This window comes from Niabella yanshanensis, from assembly GCF_034424215.1.
Classification (GTDB): Bacteria; Bacteroidota; Bacteroidia; order Chitinophagales; family Chitinophagaceae; genus Niabella; species Niabella yanshanensis.
In genome coordinates, this window is sequence record NZ_CP139960.1 from 2,696,573 (window position 1) to 2,716,385 (window position 19,813).

21 protein-coding genes are annotated in these 19,813 nt (G+C 43.1%); 15 read left to right on the forward strand and 6 right to left on the reverse strand.

Annotated features, from left to right (window positions below):
• Positions 1-242 precede the first annotated feature (242 nt).
• On the forward strand, positions 243-1,781 hold the full coding sequence (locus tag U0035_RS11080) for a S10 family peptidase (RefSeq protein WP_114789861.1): 1,539 nt from the start codon (positions 243-245) through the stop codon (positions 1,779-1,781).
• On the opposite strand, the gene U0035_RS11085 is transcribed toward U0035_RS11080, so the two are convergent.
• Positions 1,778-3,505, reverse strand: a complete 1,728-nt coding sequence (locus U0035_RS11085; protein WP_114789862.1) for a M14 family metallopeptidase — start codon at positions 3,503-3,505, stop codon at positions 1,778-1,780. The two genes, U0035_RS11080 and U0035_RS11085, sit on opposite strands and share 4 nt — an antisense overlap.
• Before the next feature lie 13 nt (positions 3,506-3,518).
• A complete protein-coding gene (locus U0035_RS11090) occupies positions 3,519-4,454 on the reverse strand; it encodes an SDR family NAD(P)-dependent oxidoreductase (protein WP_114789863.1) in 936 nt (311 codons plus the stop codon).
• Between the two features lie 79 nt (positions 4,455-4,533).
• Here U0035_RS11090 and uppS point away from each other — a divergent pair, with 79 nt between their 5' ends.
• The 13 genes from uppS (at position 4,534) to acpS (ending at position 14,442) form a co-directional block, all read left to right on the forward strand.
• The gene (uppS, locus tag U0035_RS11095; RefSeq protein WP_114790459.1) at positions 4,534-5,286 is read left to right on the forward strand and encodes an undecaprenyl pyrophosphate synthase; all 753 of its coding nucleotides are present in this window, start codon (positions 4,534-4,536) and stop codon (positions 5,284-5,286) included.
• Positions 5,287-5,476: 190 nt separating this feature from the next.
• On the forward strand, positions 5,477-8,200 hold the full coding sequence (locus tag U0035_RS11100; protein ID WP_114789864.1) for a BamA/OMP85 family outer membrane protein: 2,724 nt from the start codon (positions 5,477-5,479) through the stop codon (positions 8,198-8,200).
• A gap of 155 nt (positions 8,201-8,355) precedes the next feature.
• Positions 8,356-8,868, forward strand: a complete 513-nt coding sequence (locus U0035_RS11105) for an OmpH/Skp family outer membrane protein (RefSeq protein WP_114789865.1) — start codon at positions 8,356-8,358, stop codon at positions 8,866-8,868.
• 91 nt (positions 8,869-8,959) lie between these two features.
• Positions 8,960-9,529 carry an OmpH/Skp family outer membrane protein gene (locus U0035_RS11110; protein ID WP_114789866.1) on the forward strand — a complete coding sequence of 190 codons (570 nt, stop codon included), beginning with the start codon at positions 8,960-8,962 and terminating at the stop codon, positions 9,527-9,529.
• A gap of 77 nt (positions 9,530-9,606) precedes the next feature.
• Positions 9,607-10,431 carry a glutamate racemase gene (murI, locus tag U0035_RS11115; protein WP_114789867.1) on the forward strand — a complete coding sequence of 275 codons (825 nt, stop codon included), beginning with the start codon at positions 9,607-9,609 and terminating at the stop codon, positions 10,429-10,431.
• Between the two features lie 29 nt (positions 10,432-10,460).
• The gene (locus U0035_RS11120; protein ID WP_114789868.1) at positions 10,461-11,051 is read left to right on the forward strand and encodes a Crp/Fnr family transcriptional regulator; all 591 of its coding nucleotides are present in this window, start codon (positions 10,461-10,463) and stop codon (positions 11,049-11,051) included.
• 61 nt (positions 11,052-11,112) lie between these two features.
• On the forward strand, positions 11,113-11,469 hold the full coding sequence (locus U0035_RS11125) for a DUF4406 domain-containing protein (protein ID WP_114789869.1): 357 nt from the start codon (positions 11,113-11,115) through the stop codon (positions 11,467-11,469).
• Between the two features lie 239 nt (positions 11,470-11,708).
• Complete coding sequence (gene rpmH, locus U0035_RS11130; protein WP_114789870.1) at positions 11,709-11,864, forward strand: 50S ribosomal protein L34; 156 nt, start codon at positions 11,709-11,711, stop codon at positions 11,862-11,864.
• Between the two features lie 81 nt (positions 11,865-11,945).
• Positions 11,946-12,356, forward strand: a complete 411-nt coding sequence (locus U0035_RS11135; RefSeq protein ID WP_114789871.1) for a helix-turn-helix domain-containing protein — start codon at positions 11,946-11,948, stop codon at positions 12,354-12,356.
• A gap of 81 nt (positions 12,357-12,437) precedes the next feature.
• Positions 12,438-13,196 (forward strand): SDR family NAD(P)-dependent oxidoreductase, encoded by a 759-nt coding sequence (locus U0035_RS11140; protein ID WP_114789872.1) that lies wholly within the window; start codon positions 12,438-12,440, stop codon positions 13,194-13,196.
• 179 nt (positions 13,197-13,375) lie between these two features.
• Positions 13,376-13,777, forward strand: coding sequence for a ribonuclease P protein component (gene rnpA / locus U0035_RS11145; RefSeq protein WP_114789873.1), 402 nt, complete (start codon positions 13,376-13,378; stop codon positions 13,775-13,777).
• The gene (yidD, locus tag U0035_RS11150) at positions 13,752-13,982 is read left to right on the forward strand and encodes a membrane protein insertion efficiency factor YidD (protein ID WP_114789874.1); all 231 of its coding nucleotides are present in this window, start codon (positions 13,752-13,754) and stop codon (positions 13,980-13,982) included. Before rnpA ends, yidD begins: the two co-directional genes overlap by 26 nt.
• 85 nt (positions 13,983-14,067) lie before the next feature.
• Complete coding sequence (gene acpS / locus U0035_RS11155) at positions 14,068-14,442, forward strand: holo-ACP synthase (RefSeq protein ID WP_114789875.1); 375 nt, start codon at positions 14,068-14,070, stop codon at positions 14,440-14,442.
• Here the strand turns inward: acpS and U0035_RS11160 are convergent.
• Complete coding sequence (locus U0035_RS11160) at positions 14,439-15,749, reverse strand: PSP1 domain-containing protein (RefSeq protein WP_114789876.1); 1,311 nt, start codon at positions 15,747-15,749, stop codon at positions 14,439-14,441. The two genes, acpS and U0035_RS11160, sit on opposite strands and share 4 nt — an antisense overlap.
• Positions 15,750-15,969: 220 nt before the next feature.
• Positions 15,970-17,172 (reverse strand): DNA polymerase III subunit, encoded by a 1,203-nt coding sequence (locus U0035_RS11165; RefSeq protein ID WP_114789877.1) that lies wholly within the window; start codon positions 17,170-17,172, stop codon positions 15,970-15,972.
• Between the two features lie 132 nt (positions 17,173-17,304).
• Here U0035_RS11165 and U0035_RS11170 point away from each other — a divergent pair, with 132 nt between their 5' ends.
• Positions 17,305-18,717 carry an MBL fold metallo-hydrolase gene (locus tag U0035_RS11170; protein WP_114789878.1) on the forward strand — a complete coding sequence of 471 codons (1,413 nt, stop codon included), beginning with the start codon at positions 17,305-17,307 and terminating at the stop codon, positions 18,715-18,717.
• On the opposite strand, the gene U0035_RS11175 is transcribed toward U0035_RS11170, so the two are convergent.
• Both U0035_RS11175 and U0035_RS11180 read right to left on the reverse strand, forming a co-directional pair.
• On the reverse strand, positions 18,714-19,142 hold the full coding sequence (locus tag U0035_RS11175) for a gamma-glutamylcyclotransferase family protein (protein ID WP_114789879.1): 429 nt from the start codon (positions 19,140-19,142) through the stop codon (positions 18,714-18,716). The genes U0035_RS11170 and U0035_RS11175 overlap by 4 nt on opposite strands.
• Before the next feature lie 34 nt (positions 19,143-19,176).
• On the reverse strand, positions 19,177-19,812 hold the full coding sequence (locus U0035_RS11180) for a LutC/YkgG family protein (RefSeq protein WP_114789880.1): 636 nt from the start codon (positions 19,810-19,812) through the stop codon (positions 19,177-19,179).
• Position 19,813: the final 1 nt, after the last annotated feature.

Consider the following 19,813-nt stretch of genomic DNA (forward strand, 5'->3'; position numbering starts at 1 on the left):
TGGTGATCATTGCCGCATGGCGGCATCGTATTAATAGAAGCCATAATAATTCATTAGCTACCGGAGCTGCGTAGCAGCGATATATTTTATTTTAAGCAGAGCGGAATTGATGCGATCACACCGGAAATTTCCAGACAGGCTCAAAAGAACCTACAAAAAGAAGTATAGCAGAAAGCGAAAATTTGAATTACCCCCCGCAATAATCATCATCCTTTCTTTCCCGGAATACTGTAAATTGCCTTATGTTAAAAGATATCGTTCTCTTCATCTGTATGATCACGGCCTCAGCAACAGGGCACGCTCAGGACGGCAAATCCAAAACAACAGAATCAGAAAAACCACAGACCATCAAAAACAGCAGCCCTGATCTGAAATTTGACCCCGACGCTACGGTTGTTACTTATCATACGGTGATCATTAATGGTAAAGCAGTTCCCTACAAAGCTACTGCAGGCACACTACCGGTTTGGGATGCCGATGGAAAGGCTATTGCAGGCGTATTCTTCGTATACTATGAAAGAACGGATGTGAAGGACAAGAGTACACGCCCGCTCACTATCTCTTTTAACGGAGGGCCGGGGTCAGCATCGGTATGGATGCATATTGGATATACGGGACCCGTATTTTTGAATATAGACGATGAAGGCTATCCCGTGCAGCCTTATGGATACGCACCCAACCAACATTCTATTTTAGATGTCACCGATATAGTGTACGTAGACCCTGTGAATACCGGCTTTTCGAAAATGGTGGGCAAAGATGTAGCCCGCGAAAAGTTCTTTGGTGTTAACGCTGATATTAAATACCTGGGCGACTGGGTAAACAGTTTTGTAAGCCGGTACGATCGCTGGGCCTCACCTAAATTCCTGATTGGCGAAAGCTATGGTACTACCCGCGTATCCGGATTAGCGTTAGAGCTGCAACAATCCCATTGGATGTACCTGAATGGTGTAGTGTTGGTGTCTCCCACCGACCTCGGCATTGAACGCGGTACTGCAACCGATGCGGCCTTATTGCTTCCCTATTATGCAGCCACCGCCTGGTACCACAAAAAACAGCCGTCAGACTTATTACAAAAAGACCTGGCAGACATGCTGCCTGAAGTTGAAAATTTTACGATGAATGAGTTAATACCTGCGTTGAATAAGGGAAGTTTCTTGGATGACGGGGCCAAACAAATGCTGGCCGCCAAAATAGCCCGCTATTCAGGCATTTCCGAAAAAATTATCTTACAAAATAATTTATCGGTTGGCACCAGCCTGTTCTGGAAGGAACTGCTGCGTCATGAAGGCTTGACCATAGGTCGCTTAGATTCAAGATACAGGGGTATCGATAAACAGGATGCAGGAAATAGCCCTGATTTCAATGCAGAACTTACCGCATGGCTGCATGCGTTTACACCCCCCATTAACATGTACCTGAAAAAAGAGCTGGGCTATAAAACGGACTATCCCTATAACATGTTTGGGCCGGTTCATCCCTGGGACAATAAAGGCAATCAAACCGGCGAAAACCTGCGCCAGGCGATGGCTACCAATCCTTATTTACATGTACTGGTACAATCGGGTTATTACGATGGCGCCTGCGATTATTTCAACGCCAAATACAATATGTGGCAAATGGACCCGTCGGGCAAGCTCAAAAACAGGATGAGTTGGGAAGGCTATCGGAGTGGTCATATGATGTACCTGCGCAAAGAAGATCTGAAAACGAGTACACAGCATCTGCGCGAGTTCATAAAGAAGGCGATTCCGAAAGCAGGTACGCCCGCCAAATATTAAGGTACCCTGTAAACCGGATAGGTTAAATAAGCCGGCTCTACCCAGGGTGAGTGCTGGTAAATAAAATTCAGCTGGGTGCCAGCACTTTGAGCAAAGGCGGTATCTAGCCTGCGCCTGGCTTCCAGTTTCTGCTGCAGTTCATTATTTGATTTTAAATAGTCAGCAGCTATATCCTCAAAATGATAATCGGAGTAGCCTTCTTTTTGTTGAAGAATAGCATCAAAAAAATTCCATTTAAAATAGGAATCTTCTGCAGCAGGTTCTAGTGTTTCTATCAAAAATCGGTTGGCAGCCTGGTTCATCGGGATGTACCAGTCGCCCTTTCTGAACTGGATAGACCGCGAAGCAACACTTAGCTTTATATCCGAATTAGGATGATGACCCTCATACGGACGCAGACTAGCTTTATAATCTTCAATGCGGTATACCTGTACACTAATTAATGTATCCTTGTTAATGGGCTGCATAACAATATGGTTAGCTTTTAGTCTTTCAACAACCTTCCACCAACCCTGCGGAATGATATATGCTTTGGGTTTGTTTATAACGGTAACTGACTGATACTGGTTGTAAAAAGGCACCTGCAGCGTATACGGCTTTGTCCTGTCGTAATACAACCTCGGCAAACCGGATATTTTACTGGGCTTGTAGCCACTTTCATACCCTTTAAAAGTAATCATCTTTGAACTCGCTTTATCCAGCTGCCAGCCAATTGTAAAACTGTCTTTTGTGATCGCTTCTTCTTTGGCACGGGCTCGTAATTCCAATATCTGGTGTTGTTCAGCACCGGCAAACTCAATAAAAGATTTCATTAACTCGTATGTAGATTGCACGCGTTGCGAATAAGGTTTCAGCATATGTGTTTCGGGCACAAAAGCAAATGTGTTCCATAACGTCGCATAGCCACTACTGTAACGCGGCGCGTCCCAGAAAGCATTCCATCCTTTTTCTACCTTATCCCGGTGGTCAAAGTTGACATAAGGAACCAGGTCATACCCTTTCTTTTTCATCGAACTGTATAAAGCTGGTTCCATCACCTCGTTAAGATATAGCCCCATAGCACCCCCCAACTTATTATGTTGCGACGTCAGCAAAGTCATCGCATGCTGATAATCGGCGCCATTGCTCACGTGGTTGTCTATCAAAATATCCGGATCGATCAGATGAAAAATATGGGCGAAAGATAGGGCCTCTTTAGAATCAGCCTTAATAAAATCCCTGTTAAGGTCAAGATTCTGTGCATTACCTCTGAATCCGAAAGCTTCCGGACCATTTTGATCTACACGATAATCATCACTCCGGTTTAAGCATCCACCAATATTATAAACCGGGATAATGGCCAGCACTACCTGCCGGGGTAGTTTCAGCTTTCCTCTCGCAATATCTGCTGCCAGTAACATACTGGCGTCAATGCCATCCGGCTCTCCCGGGTGTATGCCATTATTAATAAGTATAACAAGTCTTTTTTCCCGCTTGATCTGCCTGTAGTCGCTAACACCATCGTTACTCACTGTTACCAGGTGCAGGGGCAGGCCGGCGTCGGTCATGCCCATGGAGCTAATGAATATCTTGCGGGAAGCCTTATCCGCCTGCTTCCACCAGTCGATAATTTCGCCATAAGCAGGAGTTTCTTTACCACCGGATCGTTCGAGCACCGTTACAGGCAGCTGTGCAAAAGCTACACAGGAAGCCAGCATGGAACTTAGCAAAAAAAGTTTTTTCATTTCTGAGATTGAATCAGTTTTCTTTTCCTAATGCGTTATAAATGCTGGCAGCCCATCTCCGGGGCAGGGCACGTATAATATTAGAGGTGAACCTTGCGGGCTTTCCTGGCACGATGATCATTTTTCTTTTCAGCGTTTTTTTAACAGCAATTTCCCCAACCCTGGCCGGCGGCACTTCCATAAAATCGCCGAACCATCCAAGCTTTTCTTTCGTATCTTTTACTATTTCCGGTTTGGTATATACCGGACCAGGAGTGAGACAACTTACACTTACGCCCTTATTCTTTAGCTGATATCTCAGGGAATAGCTGAAGAATGTAAGCCCCGACTTGGATGCAGCGTAAATATTTTTTACCGGAATCGGGCTAAAACCTGCCATACTGCTGACATTCAAAATATAAGATGGCTTATTTTGTTCCAGTAAAGGCAGAAAATGATGCACCATTGTTACCGGCGATTCCAGGTTTAGCCTGATCATATATTTTACGCTGTCGGGCGACAACTTTAAAAAGTCATTGGTACCGCCCATTCCGGCTACATTACAAAGCATTTTTAAGGGCAGGTTATTTTCCCTGCTCCAGCGGGCCAGCTGAGGAGCAACACTGTCATTAGTCAGATCGGCTGACAAAATCTCTACCTGTACTGCATACTTCTCTTCCAGCAGCTTTTTGGCATTCTTCAATGGCTGTTCTGTACGAGCTATGAGTACCAGGTTATATTTTCTTTTGGCCAGCGCTTCGGCAATGGCGTAGCCGATTCCCTTACTACCTCCTGCTACTATAGCAAAGGGTTGCTGGTTTTTATATATCAATCTTGCAGGCAGCTGCTGGGCCTCTAACGTTGTAATACAAACACTACAAATACTGGTCAGCACCAGGACATGATTCCTTTTAAAAGCAAGGCGGGCTGATTGTCCCAAAGCAATCAGCAATTGAAATAACAGAGTCATAGGAGTGGGCTTTTTACAAATATTGCTTTTTATTTCAAAGATTGCTGATATTAGTTACTTTTGTCGCCGCTTTCATGGTATGGATACCTTAATTAATCAAATCGACAGAGAAAAACTCCCCAAACATATTGCCATAATTATGGATGGCAACGGACGTTGGGCGCAGGAGCAGGGAGAAGACCGCCTTTTCGGCCATTATCATGGCGTGGAAAGCGTTAGGGATATCGTAGAGGGCTGCGCCGAAATAGGTATCAAATTTCTGACGCTTTACGCTTTTAGCACCGAAAACTGGGACCGGCCCGAATATGAAGTAGTAGGTCTGATGGAACTTTTAGTGTCCACAATTCGCAAGGAAGCAGAAACCCTGCACAAAAATAATATCCGGCTTCATGTTATAGGAGACATGAGCATGTTGCCTGCTTATGCGCAGCAGGAACTAAACGAAGCCCTGGAGATTACATCGGGTAATAGTGGCCTTAACTTAGTAATGGCTTTGAGCTATAGTGGCCGCTGGGAACTGCTAAACGCGGTAAAAAGCATCGCTAACGAAGTTAAAAACAACCGTTTACCTGTAGAAGCCATTGACCAGGATGTGCTGCAGAAATATCTTTGCACCAGCGATTTTCCAGATCCGGAATTAATGATCCGGACAAGTGGAGAATACCGCATCAGTAATTTTTTACTGTACCAACTCGCCTATGCAGAGCTTTATTTTACTAATGTACGCTGGCCCGAATTCAGGAAAAACAACCTGTATGAGGCTATATTGGATTACCAGGGAAGAGAGCGTAGATTTGGTAAAACTTCCAGGCAAATTGAAGATGCTAAGTAATATGTAAAAGTTTATCCTAAATAGCTTCAGCCTGGGCTGACCTGGTTGCGTCACCTATTTTAACATGAGTTTTCCAATTTTTACCTTTAATTTGCCGCCGCAATGGGAATAATGTGTAACAGTGTGGTGATAAAATAATAACTTCCTGCTTTTGCAAAAACAAAATTGATTACCGATATTTAAATCCTTTATGCGTTTTTTTCTTTACAGGTTTTGCGTTACAATTATATCATTAACAACGGTAAGCTATGTTTTTGCGCAAACAGACACCATTCCCAACAACAATCTTTCTCTTGAAATGCAGGAATGGCAAAATCCAAGACAACCTAAAGAGTATACCGTTGCAGACCTCAAAGTAACGGGGGCCAATTACCTGGATTCTACTATTGTACTTTCAGTAGCAGGCTTACAAAAAGGCCAAAAATTCACCTACCCGGGTTCGGACATCTTCTCCCGCGCTATTCAAAATTTATGGAGACAGAAGCTGGTAGCTGATATTAAAATTTATGTAACGAATATTATCGGCGAAAATGTAAGTCTTGAAGTAGCTGTTAAGGAAATGCCCCGCCTGGGAGATTATAAATTTGAGGGGGTAAAAAAAACAGAACAGGAAGAGTTAGTGAAAAAAACGGCTATAGCCAAGCAAACAACCATCCTGTCTGAAAATACCCGTCGTAATATCATTGATGTTACCAAAACCTTCTATGAAGAAAAAGGGTTTTCGGGAGTGGAGGTGGAACTGGTAGAAAAACCTGATCCTGTGTTCAAAAACTCCAATTCCCTGACGATTAAAGTAGTTAAAGGAAAGAAAGTTAAAATAGATGGCATTAACTTTTTCGGCAATGAAAATGTTAGAAGCGTTAAGCTGAAGAAGCAAATGAAGGGAACCAAGGAAATGACCAAAATGACCTTATTCCCCTCCCCGTATGTAAGCACTTACGGACCTATTAAAAAATATAGCTTCGGAGAATATGTAAATGACTGGGGCTTTTTATCTGGCACCAAATCACTGGAAGTATTAGATCCCTATTTCAGATTTAAGTTTGCTTCATCCAAGTTTAACCAAAAGAAGTATGTAGAAGACAAAGAGAAAATACTAAGCTATTTTAATGAAAAAGGATATCGTGATGCCCAGATACTGGCTGACACGCAGGTAATACAGAACAATAAAATGTATGTTGACATTAAGGTAAGCGAAGGGCGGAAATACTATTTTGGTAATACTGTTTGGAAAGGCAACTCCGTTTACAGCGATACTGTTTTAAATAATATCTTAAACATTAACAAGGGAGATACCTATGATGGTAGCATTCTGAATAAGGCCCTGGGTATTGAACCCAGCCAGGATGCACAGGATATTCAAACGGCTTATCGTGATCGCGGTTACCTTTTTATCCAGGTCGTTCCGGTGGAAACCCGGATCTACAACGATACGATCGACCACGAAATAAGGGTGGTAGAAGGTCCCCAGGCCCGTATCAAAACGGTAAATATCCGTGGTAATGAGCGTACCAAGGAACATGTTATACGTCGCGAAATGCGTACTTATCCCGGCGCCTTGTATAGCCAAAGCGGCCTCATGCGTACCATTCGTGAACTGAATGCCTTAAACTATTTCGAGCAGGAGTCTATCAATCCGCAACCCGTACCTAATCAGAATGACGGTACGGTAGATATTAACTGGAGCCTTAAAGAAAAATCCTCTGACCAGTTAGAGTTATCCGCCGGCTGGGGTGGCGGTATTGGCTTAACCGGTACCCTGGGTGTTACTTTTAATAATTTCTCGATCAAGAATATCTGGAAAAAACAAGCCTGGGATCCACTACCGGTAGGTGATGGCCAGAAGCTAAGCCTTCGTGTACAATCTAATGGGCGTGCTTTCCGCTCTTATAACTTCTCTTTTACAGAGCCCTGGCTGGGTGGTAAAAAAAGGAATTCACTCATCCTGTCTTACAACAACAGTAAGTACTACAACCTGGCTGGTTTTACATCGCGTGGAACATACGAGTATGATAAGAACAAATCACTTACGGTAAATGGGTTTTCAATTGGTTTAGGTAAGCAATTAAACTGGCCCGATGATTATTTCTACATGACCACCACCGTAGGTTTAACGCGTTACAACGTAAAAGAAATGGGCTACATTTATCAGCTACCTTTCAATACCGGTATTTCTGATAACCTAAGCTTAAAGTTTGCATTACAGCGCAACTCCGTATCAGATCCCATTTTCCCACGCAGTGGTAGCGACCTGATGTTTAGCGTGCAAGCTACTCCCCCCTACTCTTTATTTGGTTCTACCGACGACCAATTCCGATATGTTGAGTATCACAAATGGCGCTTCAACTCTACCTGGTACGTGCCTTTGGGCAGAGGTAAAGGTGAAAATAAAGACAGGCAGTTTGTACTGAAACTGGCTGCCAAATATGGTTTCATGGGCAGGTACAATAAGGATATGGGCTTTTCACCTTTTGAACGTTTTCAATTGGGCGATGCTGGTTTAAATAATACCTTCTCCCTGACTGGTTTTGATATCATCGCGCATAGAGGTTACCCTATTTATAATACTTCAGACCCTACTGTTAATCCTGACAACACGAGCCAGGGGAATTTTAATAATTTCTTTACCATCTTTAATAAATACCAGGCAGAGCTTCGCTATCCACTGGTTACCAACCCCAGCAGCACCATTTTTGGTTTGGCGTTTTTCGAAGCTGCCAATGGTTGGAAAGACTACAAAGACTATAACCCTTTCAAATTACGCCGAAGCGTAGGTTTGGGTATGCGTTTTTACCTGCCTATGTTTGGTTTACTAGGATTTGACTATGGTATAGGTCTTGACAGGCTGACTCCTGGTGGTGGATTAAAAGGTGCTGGTAAATTTACCTTTATGTTAGGCTTCGAGCCGGAGTAATCAGATAAATGCTTTAAAAAAGATTTAACCTTTTTTGCACTTTAGTTAAAGCAACTATACATTTGTCGGATACGTCAGACTTCAGATACTAAATCTCACTATTAAAAACACGTCCAAAAGGATTATTGCCAGGCGGACCATAAAAAAATAACAAGATGAAAAAAGTTTTTGTTTTGGGTATGGCACTATTATTCGCATGTGCCGGCGCATTTGCACAAAAATATGCAGTAATTGATACCCGTTATATTTTTGAAAAAATGCCTGATTATAAACGCGTACAGCAACAGGTGGATGCACAGGCTGCTGTATGGCAAAAAGAAATTGATGCCAAACAGGCGGAGCTGGATAAATTATACAATGATTACGATGCAGAACAGGGTATGATGAGTGAAGATTTGAAAAAGAAAAAGGAAGACGAATTATTTAACAAAGAAAAAACACTTCGCGACCTGCAAAAGAAACGCTTTGGTTTTGAAGGAGAACTGTTCAAAAAAAGACAGGAATTGATGGAGCCGCTGCAAAAGAAAGTAGCTGAAGCAGTGAACAGGCTGGCTAAAGCGAATGGTTACGATTTGGTTTTCGACAAAAGTGAGGGCAAATCCATTATCTTTGCCGACCCTAAGCTGGATAGAAGCGAAGACATCTTAAGGGAACTTAGATTGAAATAATTTAAAACTTAAAACAAACTCAACTGTGAAAGAAAAGCAGGCTTTGCACAAACGCATTTGAGTTACCCAAAAATTAAAAAACAAAAAAGGGATGAAACAAGTAAAATTTCTTGCGGTTGCGTTAGGTTTGGTATTAGTGAGCGTATTTTCGGCCAATGCACAAAAAATCGGCTATGTTAGCGTAGACGCTTTGGTAGCTAATTTGCCCGAAGCACAACAAAAACAACAGGAACTTGAGAAATGGCAGCAGGATTCTATCGGCGGCACCTATACCCGGTTATACCAGGAGTACCAGGAAAAAGATAGCGTTTTGAAAAAAACAACTACTCCTTCTGTTAAACAGGTTTTGGAAAGAGACCTGGCACAATTAGGTGAAGTTTTAGGCACCTGGCAGCAAAGAGCACAGGAAGCTTCCCAGGCTAAACAAGCCCAGCTATTCAATCCTTTGTATAAAAAAGTGTATGACGCTATCAATGCTTATGCAAAAGAAAAAGGATATACATACGTATTAACCCAGGATGCTTTTGTAGTAGCCCCGGATAGCGATAACTTGAGCCTTCCCATTGCTACTAAATTAGGCATTAAGGTAAATCAGCAAGGTGGCACAACTCCTGCCCCTGCGGGTAGTGCAGGTCCTGCATCTACTACGCCTAAGAAATAAGCAATTACAAATAATATTTTTGAAACCGCCCGGCAAAACTGGGCGGTTTTTTTATTTTTGATCTATAACTACAAGCCATGTCACAAGAAGCCCCCATTGGTGTATTTGATTCCGGGTACGGAGGATTAACCGTTTTAAAAGAACTGGTACAACGACTGCCCCAATATGATTATTTATACCTGGGAGATAATGCGCGTGCGCCTTATGGCACGCGGTCTTTTGATACGGTCTACCACTATACGCTGGATGCCGTTAAATGGTTTTTTGAGCAGGGCTGCCAATTAGTGATACTGGCGTGCAACACGGCTTCGGCTAAAGCCTTACGTACCATACAACAAAACGACCTGCCCCTCCTTGCCCCAGATAGAAGAGTACTGGGTGTGATAAGGCCTACTACAGAAATAATCGGTAAATACTCTGAAACCAGGGAAATAGGGATACTGGCAACCAGGGGAACCGTTGCATCCGACTCTTACCCGATTGAAATTGCCAAATTTTACCCCGATATCCTAACCTATCAGGAGGCCTGCCCCATGTGGGTTCCTATTATTGAAAACAATGAAATGGATAATGCAGGAACCCATCATTTTATCAAAAAGAACCTGCACAACTTATTTCAAAAAGGAGATAATATTGATGTGATCCTGCTGGCATGCACCCATTATCCACTCATGCTGAAACAAATAAGAGAGTATGTGCCAGTTCAGGTAAAGTTACTCACCCAGGGAGAGATTGTAGCCGAAAGCCTGGAGGATTATTTACAAAGACATCCGGAAATAGATGAGAAATGCAGTAAGAGTGGATTAGTGCAATTTTTCACAACTGATGCGGCAGAAGATTTTGATGAAAAAGGATCCGCTTTCTTCGGGGCGCCTGTTAAAAGTAAACATGTAAGTATGTAAAATACTTAGCCTAAAATTCACGCCAGATAATGAATCACGACCTGTTACTTGCCAATATTGCAAAACATATTCACCTGAATAATGAGGAAACAGCACAGTTTACCTCTTTACTCAGCTACAGGGAACTTTCCAAAAAGGATTTCTTTTTGGAGGAAGGCCAGCCCTGTCACCATTTAGCATTTGTTCACTCGGGAGCGCTGAGAGCCTACCATTTAGATGCTTCCGGTAAGGAGTCAACCATTATGTTTGCGCTGACCGACTGGTGGATAACGGATATGTATTGTTTTTTGAACAAAAAACCGGCTATGGTATTTATAGAGGCCCTTGAAGACAGTGAGATATTCCTGTTAAGTAAAGAAAATCTTGATAAGCTGTTTGATACAATGCCTAAATTTGAACGATTCTTTAGAATTCTGATGCAAAATGCCTATACCCGGGAACAATTAAGAATTATTGAGAACCTATCCTTAGCTGCTGCTAAAAGGTATGATAATTTCCTGGCTAAATATCCGCAAATCATCAACCAGGTTACACAGAAGCAAATAGCCTCCTACCTGGGCATTACTCCCGAGTTTCTAAGTACCATCCGGAAAAATAAAGCCCGCGGAGCCATTTCTTAAAGTATATTAAGAGCGGTTGACATTTCCATTAGTTTCTTTGAATAATCAAAAAAACAACATAATGCTCATACTTATTGCAGGCCCTTACCGAAGCGGCACCAACGATGACCCCCAGCTCATGCAGCAAAATTTGAATAACCTCGAAGCGGTAAGCCTATCCCTGTTCAGAAAGGGTTATACTCCCATTATCGGCGAGTGGGTAGCATTGCCGCTTATCCGGCTGGCAGGCTCTGCCAGGCCCGGAGATGAAGCCTGGAACGAGATACAATATCCTGTTGCTCATAGGTTACTGGAAAAATGTGATGCGGTTTTTCGCATCCCCGGCGAATCAAAAGGTGCAGATGAAGATGTGAGAATTGCAACAGAAAGGGGGCTAAAGGTGTTTTATAAGCTGGATCAAGTACCGATGCTTCCGTAAGGCTATGCAACTCGCATTAGGCCAACTTTTGAACTCCCGGGGCTGGAGAAGAGGGATGGCTGGTGCAAACTTTAAACTTTTAAGCTTTAAACTTTAAATTTTTCCCTACCTTTGCCGTCCCTTTCACAAACAGGAGATGTGGTGATCTGCTGTTCCGAAAATTAAACCGGCATGTTCTCCCATGCTATTAATTCAAAAGTGTTCCGAAGGAATCCCTTTGGGGAAAAAATTAAAATAAAATGAAACGTACTTTCCAACCGCACCGTCGTCGTCGTAAAACTGTTCACGGTTTTCGTAAACGTATGCAAACTGCTAACGGCCGCAAGGTTTTAGCAAGCCGCCGTGCCAAAGGCCGTAAAAAGCTTACTGTGTCTGACGAAAGAAGACTGAAGTAATCTTTGATAAGCTTTCAAATTATTCGTAGCTCCGTTTTTCGGGGCTATTTTTGTTTTTTAAAGTATCTTCATCTATATATTATGGAGCACAAAAAAGCAGGTAGCCGTGGTATAGAAATAGTGGAGCAATATTTTGCTTTCCTCGACCGGCACCTGGCAGATTTATTGGAAGACAGGGTAGATGACATGCTTACCATCAGCCAGATCGCCCAACATTTATTCATTGCACCAGGTCATTTAACCAATACACTTACCAAGGAAACCGGCCGACATCCCTGCTATTATTATGACCTGAAAATAATTGAGGTAGCTAACAAATTACTGCTTAACACTGCCTTATCCGGCTCCGAAATAGCGAGGCGCCTCACTTTTGACCCGTCTAATTTCGTTAAATTTTACAAGAGCATTACGGGCATTACTCCGGCCATTTTCCGAGAGAAAAAGGTATTGCCCCCTGTATTACCTATTGAGGGGAAAAAATATACCCGCTAGCTCCAGATTCTGTGACTATCACCATACCTGGTTGTAAAACATCAAGGAATTTTGTGTCATCTTTTAATCAAAATAAAAAAAATGGCAAACAGAATAGCATTGATAACAGGAGGTAGCAGGGGACTTGGTAAAAACACAGCCCTGGCATTGGCTCAAAAAAATATAGATGTGGTGCTCACTTACAATAGTCAACAGGCAGAGGCGGAGGGGGTTGTGAAGGAGATTGAAGCTTTGGGAGGCCGGGCCATAGCCCTGCAACTGAATATCGCAGATGCCGGTAGTTTCGACAGTTTTATAGAGAAACTGAAAAATAGCTTAGTATCAAAATGGCAAAGGGAAAACTTGGATATCCTAATCAATAATGCGGGCATTGGCATTCATAAACCCTTTGCTGAAACCACAGAAGCAGACTTTGACACCTTAGTCAATATACAATTCAAAGGCCCCTTCTTTTTAACCCAAAAAATGCTTTCCTTATTAAAAGACGGAAGCAGCATTATTAATATTTCCAGCGGCCTGGCCAGGTTTTCCACCCCGGGCTATTCGGCCTATGCCGCAATGAAAGGCGCTATGGAAACACTAACCCGCTACCAGGCAAAAGAACTGGGGGCTCGCGGCATTCGTGTAAACATAGTAGCGCCCGGTGCTATAGAAACAGATTTCGGAGGCGGCGTGGTAAGAGACAACCAGCAACTCAACTCTTTTATTGCTTCTCAAACAGCCCTGGGCAGGGTTGGCTTACCTGATGATATTGGCGGCCTCATTGCATCGCTTTGTATGCCCGAAATGAGCTGGGTAACCGCACAAAGAATTGAAGCATCGGGCGGCATGTTTTTATAGCGCTGCGCCGCTTGTAGTTTACCGCGTTTTTGCAAGGTTCATTAGCAATCAGATGTATATATTGTACTTAGCAGTGGCGCGTATCCTCACGCGCTACTACTTTATCCATCCAATTCCAGCCGCTGGAATGTTGCAGGTTTTATATCTTTACAGCTATAATAAATGCACGTACCTCCATAATGCCTACACATATTTTTCCAAAATCGCAGCGACTTAAAAGCCGGAAAAAGCTGCAACAGGTTTTTGCTGAAGGAAAGAGTGTACGCACCAAAGATCTTCGACTGGTATACCTGGCCGAAAAAAATGGCATCACCGGGGTTAAATGTGGGGTAGGATTAAGTACCAGAAATTTTAAGCACGCTGTTGATCGTAACCGCATTAAAAGATTATTGAGGGAGGCCTACCGGTTACAGCAACATGATTTAAAAAAATATGCGGAAGATCACCCGGTTGACCTATCCTTATTCTTACTTTACACCGGAAGAGATTTACCCCAATACGAAGATATTTATGAAAATGTTGGGGTAGTTTTACAAAAATTACAGAAAGCCTTACATGCGGCAGTTCCTGAAAATACTTAGCTGGCCCTTTATCGGTCTTATTAAAATATATCAATGGGTTATTTCACCCTGGCTGGGACCCAAATGCCGGTACACGCCTACCTGTTCTCATTATTCTTTACAAGCTTTCAAAAAATATGGCATTTTTAAAGGGTTCTGGCTATCTGTAAAAAGAATCTCCCGTTGTCATCCCTGGGGAGGAAGTGGCTACGACCCGGTTCCATAAATGTTTAAAGTCCGGAATTCAAGATTTTAAATAGTTGAGATCCGGAACCTTAAACCTTAAATTTTAACCCTGTATACTTAAAAAGATGATTACCGGTATTGGATTAGATGTAATTGAAGTAGAGCGCGTTCAGCAAAAAATAGAGAAAGAACAGGGCTTTAGAGAACTGGTTTTTGGACCCGAGGAGATCGAATACTGTGAGCCTAAAACGCATAAGTATGAACACTATGCAGCGCGCTTTGCCGCCAAAGAAGCCTTATTTAAAGCTTTGGGAACAGGCTGGACAAACGGTACTGCTTACAATGAGATTGTTATACTGGGAGATCAGGCGGGTAAACCGGAAATTCACCTGAGAGGTAAAACCGCCCAAACACTTGATACACTGGACCTGTCTAGAATCAAAATATCCATCAGCCATCTTAAAAACATCGCAGCTGCTGTGGTTATTATTGAATCTTAGTTGGCCTGCTTATTACTGTTGTTATTATTCTCTCTTCTTCTTTGAGGATTTTGGTGTTGAGGCTTATTCCCGGCGTTACGCTGCTGCGGCCGGTGATTCCCCCTGTTTTGACCTTGCTTTTGTTGCTGACCCTGTACGCCCTGGTTCGCAGCTACAGCCTGGTTACCTTGTGGCGGACCGGTTCTGCGTTGTTGCTTACGCTTCTTATCCGCTCTTTCCAGGCTACGCAATGAAATCTGACCCACTACATCTACGAAAGCAGGTTCCACTTCTTTGGGTTTGGTAGATACTACCTCAACCGCTTCCAGTTCTTCAGGAACAATATTCTGACGGTTTAAAGATTTGATCTTTCTAACCCTTTCTATAGTTAACGGGTATTGCTTATTGCTGTCAGGCAAAGAATACCACATCAGGTTTTTAAAAATGTCCTTTTTAATCAGGTATGCTCGTCCTTTTGCTACTTCCAATTGGTCGCAGTCATTCGGAAAACCCTGTAAAGCATCCAGGTAAGTATCCAATTCATAGTTCAGGCAACATTTTAAACGCCCGCACTGGCCACTTAGTTTTGTTTGATTGATGGAAAGATTCTGGTAACGCGCTATAGAAGTGTTAACTGATTTGAACTCGGTCAGCCAGGTCGCACAACATAATTCACGGCCACAGCTCCCTATACCTCCTACCTTGCCGGCCTCCTGTCTGGCCCCAATCTGGCGCATTTCCACTTTTACTTTAAACTCTGTGGCATACACTTTAATCAGCTCCCTAAAGTCTACACGGCCATCCGCTATATAATAAAAGGTTGCTTTTCTGCCATCTGCCTGCATTTCTACCTGGCTTATTTTCATATCCAGTTTTAGCTGACGCGCTATGGCCCGGCTTCTGATCACCGCTTCCGGCTCTCTTTGTTTATTAATACCTCTCTGTTCGAGGTCTCTCTCCGTGGCCGTCCTTAACACTTTTTTCATCTCAGGATTGCCCTCTTTTACCCCGTATTTTTTCATTTGCAGGCGCACAATTTCTCCAGTCAAAGAAATCTCTCCAACATCCACTCCACTCACTCCTTCCACAGTAACCAAATCGCCCTTTTCAAAAAAATGGACAGTGGTATTTCTAAAAAAGTCCTTCCTGGTACCTTTATTAAAGCTCACTTCAACCACATTGCAATGACTGTCCATATCTGCAATTGGCAGATTGCGTAACCAGTCATACGTATTCATACGATTGCAGCCACCCGTACTACAGCCTCCGTTGCTCTTGCAACCACCCGGCTTGCTGCCATTAGCAGTACCACAACTTGTACAACCCATTGTTTGTAAATTATAATAAAAGGAAAGTGCAGGCAGAAATATGGCGTACAACAAAATACATTCAGGGAACAAGCCCTGTGTATTAAAAATAAAAAACTGTAAATCAGTTTATTATGAACACCTTACCCAATAGTAAGATAAAAATGCACCCACTTTTCTTTTCGCTCTACACCATTCGCTTTCCTCAAAAAAATTATTTAACTCCCCAAAACCTGTTACCTCAATCATTCAAAAGTACAACATTGTCCTGAATGATATGATATATTTTAATAGTAAGAGCCATGAACAGCATCTTACCATTTGCGTTTCTTTCAATATAATAGGCAGCATGATCCAACTCTTCGATAATGGCCTGCTGCTGTTCGATACTCGTGATCTTGTTCAAACGAAGCGCAAAATCCCGCTCTTTGTCGGGGTATTGCTGCGCCAGCTCCGGCATTACCTGTAACCTGAGCGCCAGCTGTAACAAGTGATTAAAATACCGTAAAAACTGCTTTTGGCCCTCTCGCCCCACCTGCCCTATTTCATCTACCCATTTCGACTGCGCTACCGGCCCTGTTTTCATAATGCTGTTCAGCCAGTCACGCAATAAATTTTGCCAATCCTCGTCAGAATGCTGCATAATTTGCAGGGCTTCCCGGTAATTACCTTCGCTGATGGCAGCTACACGGGCTGCTGTGGTTTCGTCGGCCTTGTTACGATTCACCAGGGCTTCTTTTATTTCAGCGTCTCCGGGCAAGGGTACTTTTATAAGTTGGCAACGACTCAGGATCGTTTGCAAAATCTGTCCCTCATTTTCAGCGATCAGTAAAAATACCGTCTTTTCAGGTGGCTCTTCTATCAACTTCAGGAGTTTGTTGCCTTCATTTCCCAGGTATTCGGGTAGCCACATTACCAGTACTTTGTATCCGCCTTCAAAACTCTTGAGGTTCAGCTTCCTGATAATATCGTTACACTCATTGGCAGTAATATTACCCTGCTTGTTCTCGGCACCTATAAATTGGAGCCAGTCATATACATTTCCGTAAGGGTATGTTTTAACAAATTCGCGCCATTCGGTAATATAGTCGGCACTTATGGGCGGAGTTCCGGCCTTCTTTGTAACCACCGGGTAGCTAAAATGAATATCCGGATGTGCCAGTTCAGCAGCTTTCTGGCAGGACGGGCATACACCGCAGGCGTCAGTTAATGCTTCCGGCTGGGCAGCGGGCAGATCGTCACCAAACAGGGACGGACCCGGATCTTTAGATGCGCCGTTAGCTTTCTCGCAAACAATGTATTGTGCAAATGCCAGTGCCAGGGGCAAACCACCAGCCCCCTCTTTTCCCAACAGCAGCATGGCATGAGCCAGGCGATTTTCCCGCATCAATTCCGTCAACTCTCCCTTCAGGTGCTCCTGTCCGATAACATCTTTAAACTGCATGAGTGCAAAATAAGGTTAATTGACAAATTGAAGAAATCAGGCCGGTTTGATTAAGTTCTGTTCTGCTTATTCATACATTTAATTGCAGATGAACAAAAAATCTTGAAATTTGTAATACGAGGTACCTATATTATGAAAATCGAACAAATTTATACAGGATGTCTGGCGCAGGGCGCTTATTATATTGTTTCCGGGAAAGAGGCAGCCATTATTGACCCCTTACGGGAAGTAGCTCCATATATCAATCGTGCCCAAAAAGACGGCGTAACTATCAAGTATATTTTTGAGACGCATTTTCATGCTGATTTTGTAAGCGGACATGTAGACCTGGCAGCTAAAACCGGGGCCCGGATCGTTTTCGGTCCTACCGATGCTGCCATTGGCTATGATGCATTGATTGCCAGGGATGGACAAGTGTTTGAAATTGGGACTATTAAAATAAAGCTGATCCATACGCCAGGGCACACACTGGAAAGCAGTTGCTATTTATTGTTGGATGAAAATGGTAGAGAAAAAGCTCTTTTTACCGGCGATACCTTATTTATAGGAGATGTAGGCAGGCCAGACCTGGCACAAAAAGTATCAGCTGATCTCACTAAAGAAAAGCTGGCAGGCATGCTTTTCGAATCGCTTCGCAATAAAATAGCTCCGTTGCCGGATGATGTAATTGTTTACCCCGCCCATGGAGCCGGCAGCGCCTGTGGTAAAAATATGAGCAAAGAAACGAGCGATACCCTGGGACGCCAGAAAATAACCAACTATGCCCTGAACATGGCATTAAGCCAAAAAGAATTTGTAGAACAGGTAACTGACGGCCTTACACCTCCCCCTCAATATTTTCCGCAAAACGTACAGATGAATATTGAGGGGTATGATGATATAGCAGCAGTAATTGAGCGGGGTACCCAGGCGCTTTCGCCTGATGCTTTTGAAGAAGCTGCCAATCATACAGGCGCTGTAATTTTAGACACCAGGAAAGCTGATGATTTCTCAAAAGCATTTGTGCCCAACTCTGTTAATATTGGTATTGATGGCAGTTTTGCGGTTTGGGTAGGCACTTTAATACCTGATGCGAAGCAGGAATTATTGATTATTGCGGACGCGGGGCGTGAAGAAGAAGTGGTAACACGCCTGGCGCGCGTAGGCTATGATTACAGTATCGGTTATTTACAGGGAGGGATCGATGTGTGGAAAGATGCTGGTAAAGAGCTGGACCATATCGAAAATATTTCAGCTACAGCACTTTCTGCCATTAAAGATGCCAATATTATTGATGTAAGAAAGGAAACGGAATTTGAACAGGAGCATATTCAAAACGCTCAGAACTTCCCGTTAGATTATATTAACGATCATCTTTCAGCCATCAACCCGGAAAAGCCGCACTACATTCACTGTGCCGCAGGTTACAGGTCAATGGCCTTTGCCTCCATTTTAAAGGCGCGCGGCTTTGACAATGTAGTAAATATAACCGGTGGCTTTAAATCGATAAAAGAAAGTGGTCAGTTTGACATCGTAAAAGGAGATGTTAGCGAACATACACATTAAGGCTGTTTACGCTCCAGGTAGTCCATCATGTTTTCTGACTCTATGATTGGTTTTCCCTCTACATCTTTATTGTACCAGTAAATCCAGGCGACCACTTCATCTCCGGCTTCATTGGTAGTAGTTACCAGTTCTCTTTTATAGTAGATATCTTCACCATCGTCCGGGTAGAGGCCCTCATAATCATCCAGTTGTGCCAGTATAAAAGATAATTCCTTAGGATTTCGGATTTCATATAATTCCCCTCTGATCATACGTCCCGTATTGTGAGAAGTACCTACCGGGAAAGTTCCCATATCATAGATCGTTCCCTTTACTGAAGCATTTCCTCTTAACTTAAAGTATTTAGAGATATACTCATAGGCCGGGCTTTTAAATCCGCTAAGGAGCGAGCCGTAAACAAAAAGAAAATGACTGTGTGTTTGCATAAAGTTTCGTTTGAATTGAACCTGCTGTACCCGATCAGCTTTTATCGTCTATCAGGAAAACATATACTTCTTTTGGCCCATGCACGCCTACCACCAGGGTTTTCTCAATATCGGCAGTTCGGCTTGGCCCTGTTGCAAAAGTAATCAGCGATGGCAGCGATGTACCGTATTTCTCCTTAACCCCTTCCAGGGCTTCTTTTATATCATATACCAATTGGCTGGTATAGGCAATACAAACATGTACCGGTGCATACACACTGGTATTGCGGCCGCTTTGTTCGGCAGCGCTCATTACAATGCTCCCGGTTCTCGCCACCAGGTATTCGCAACCGGTAACGGCTACATCGCAACCCGCGAGATTACTAAAGTCGTTCAAAAAATTGAGGCTGCCTCTTAAAATATCAGTGATATTGTGATCGATACAATAAATAGCTTTCCATCCTTTTTCTGTAACCAGCTGGTTAAATTGCTGTACCAACTCTTTCTGGTCGAAACAAAAAGCAAACTTTCCTTGCAAAGCAGTGAATCTTTCCGCGAACTCTACCTCAATATCCTGTACGAGTGGTGTGAATACAGACGATTGTCCCTCGCTTTTTGGAAATGGGATAGGCGTTGGTTGCGCCAACGCCTCTCTTATTTTTTTTAAAATATTTCCCCTGGCAGATTGCACT

Bases quoted from the DNA above. Each gene is read 5' to 3' on its own strand.
- U0035_RS11080 (WP_114789861.1), top strand. From the start codon at position 243: ATGTTAAAAGATATCGTTCTCTTCATCTGTATGATCACGGCCTCAGCA.
- U0035_RS11085 (WP_114789862.1), bottom strand. From the start codon at position 3,505: ATGAAAAAACTTTTTTTGCTAAGTTCCATGCTGGCTTCCTGTGTAGCT.
- U0035_RS11090 (WP_114789863.1), bottom strand. From the start codon at position 4,454: ATGACTCTGTTATTTCAATTGCTGATTGCTTTGGGACAATCAGCCCGC.
- uppS (WP_114790459.1), top strand. From the start codon at position 4,534: ATGGATACCTTAATTAATCAAATCGACAGAGAAAAACTCCCCAAACAT.
- U0035_RS11100 (WP_114789864.1), top strand. From the start codon at position 5,477: ATGCGTTTTTTTCTTTACAGGTTTTGCGTTACAATTATATCATTAACA.
- U0035_RS11105 (WP_114789865.1), top strand. From the start codon at position 8,356: ATGAAAAAAGTTTTTGTTTTGGGTATGGCACTATTATTCGCATGTGCC.
- U0035_RS11110 (WP_114789866.1), top strand. From the start codon at position 8,960: ATGAAACAAGTAAAATTTCTTGCGGTTGCGTTAGGTTTGGTATTAGTG.
- murI (WP_114789867.1), top strand. From the start codon at position 9,607: ATGTCACAAGAAGCCCCCATTGGTGTATTTGATTCCGGGTACGGAGGA.
- U0035_RS11120 (WP_114789868.1), top strand. From the start codon at position 10,461: ATGAATCACGACCTGTTACTTGCCAATATTGCAAAACATATTCACCTG.
- U0035_RS11125 (WP_114789869.1), top strand. From the start codon at position 11,113: ATGCTCATACTTATTGCAGGCCCTTACCGAAGCGGCACCAACGATGAC.
- rpmH (WP_114789870.1), top strand. From the start codon at position 11,709: ATGAAACGTACTTTCCAACCGCACCGTCGTCGTCGTAAAACTGTTCAC.
- U0035_RS11135 (WP_114789871.1), top strand. From the start codon at position 11,946: ATGGAGCACAAAAAAGCAGGTAGCCGTGGTATAGAAATAGTGGAGCAA.
- U0035_RS11140 (WP_114789872.1), top strand. From the start codon at position 12,438: ATGGCAAACAGAATAGCATTGATAACAGGAGGTAGCAGGGGACTTGGT.
- rnpA (WP_114789873.1), top strand. From the start codon at position 13,376: ATGCCTACACATATTTTTCCAAAATCGCAGCGACTTAAAAGCCGGAAA.
- yidD (WP_114789874.1), top strand. From the start codon at position 13,752: ATGCGGCAGTTCCTGAAAATACTTAGCTGGCCCTTTATCGGTCTTATT.
- acpS (WP_114789875.1), top strand. From the start codon at position 14,068: ATGATTACCGGTATTGGATTAGATGTAATTGAAGTAGAGCGCGTTCAG.
- U0035_RS11160 (WP_114789876.1), bottom strand. From the start codon at position 15,749: ATGGGTTGTACAAGTTGTGGTACTGCTAATGGCAGCAAGCCGGGTGGT.
- U0035_RS11165 (WP_114789877.1), bottom strand. From the start codon at position 17,172: ATGCAGTTTAAAGATGTTATCGGACAGGAGCACCTGAAGGGAGAGTTG.
- U0035_RS11170 (WP_114789878.1), top strand. From the start codon at position 17,305: ATGAAAATCGAACAAATTTATACAGGATGTCTGGCGCAGGGCGCTTAT.
- U0035_RS11175 (WP_114789879.1), bottom strand. From the start codon at position 19,142: ATGCAAACACACAGTCATTTTCTTTTTGTTTACGGCTCGCTCCTTAGC.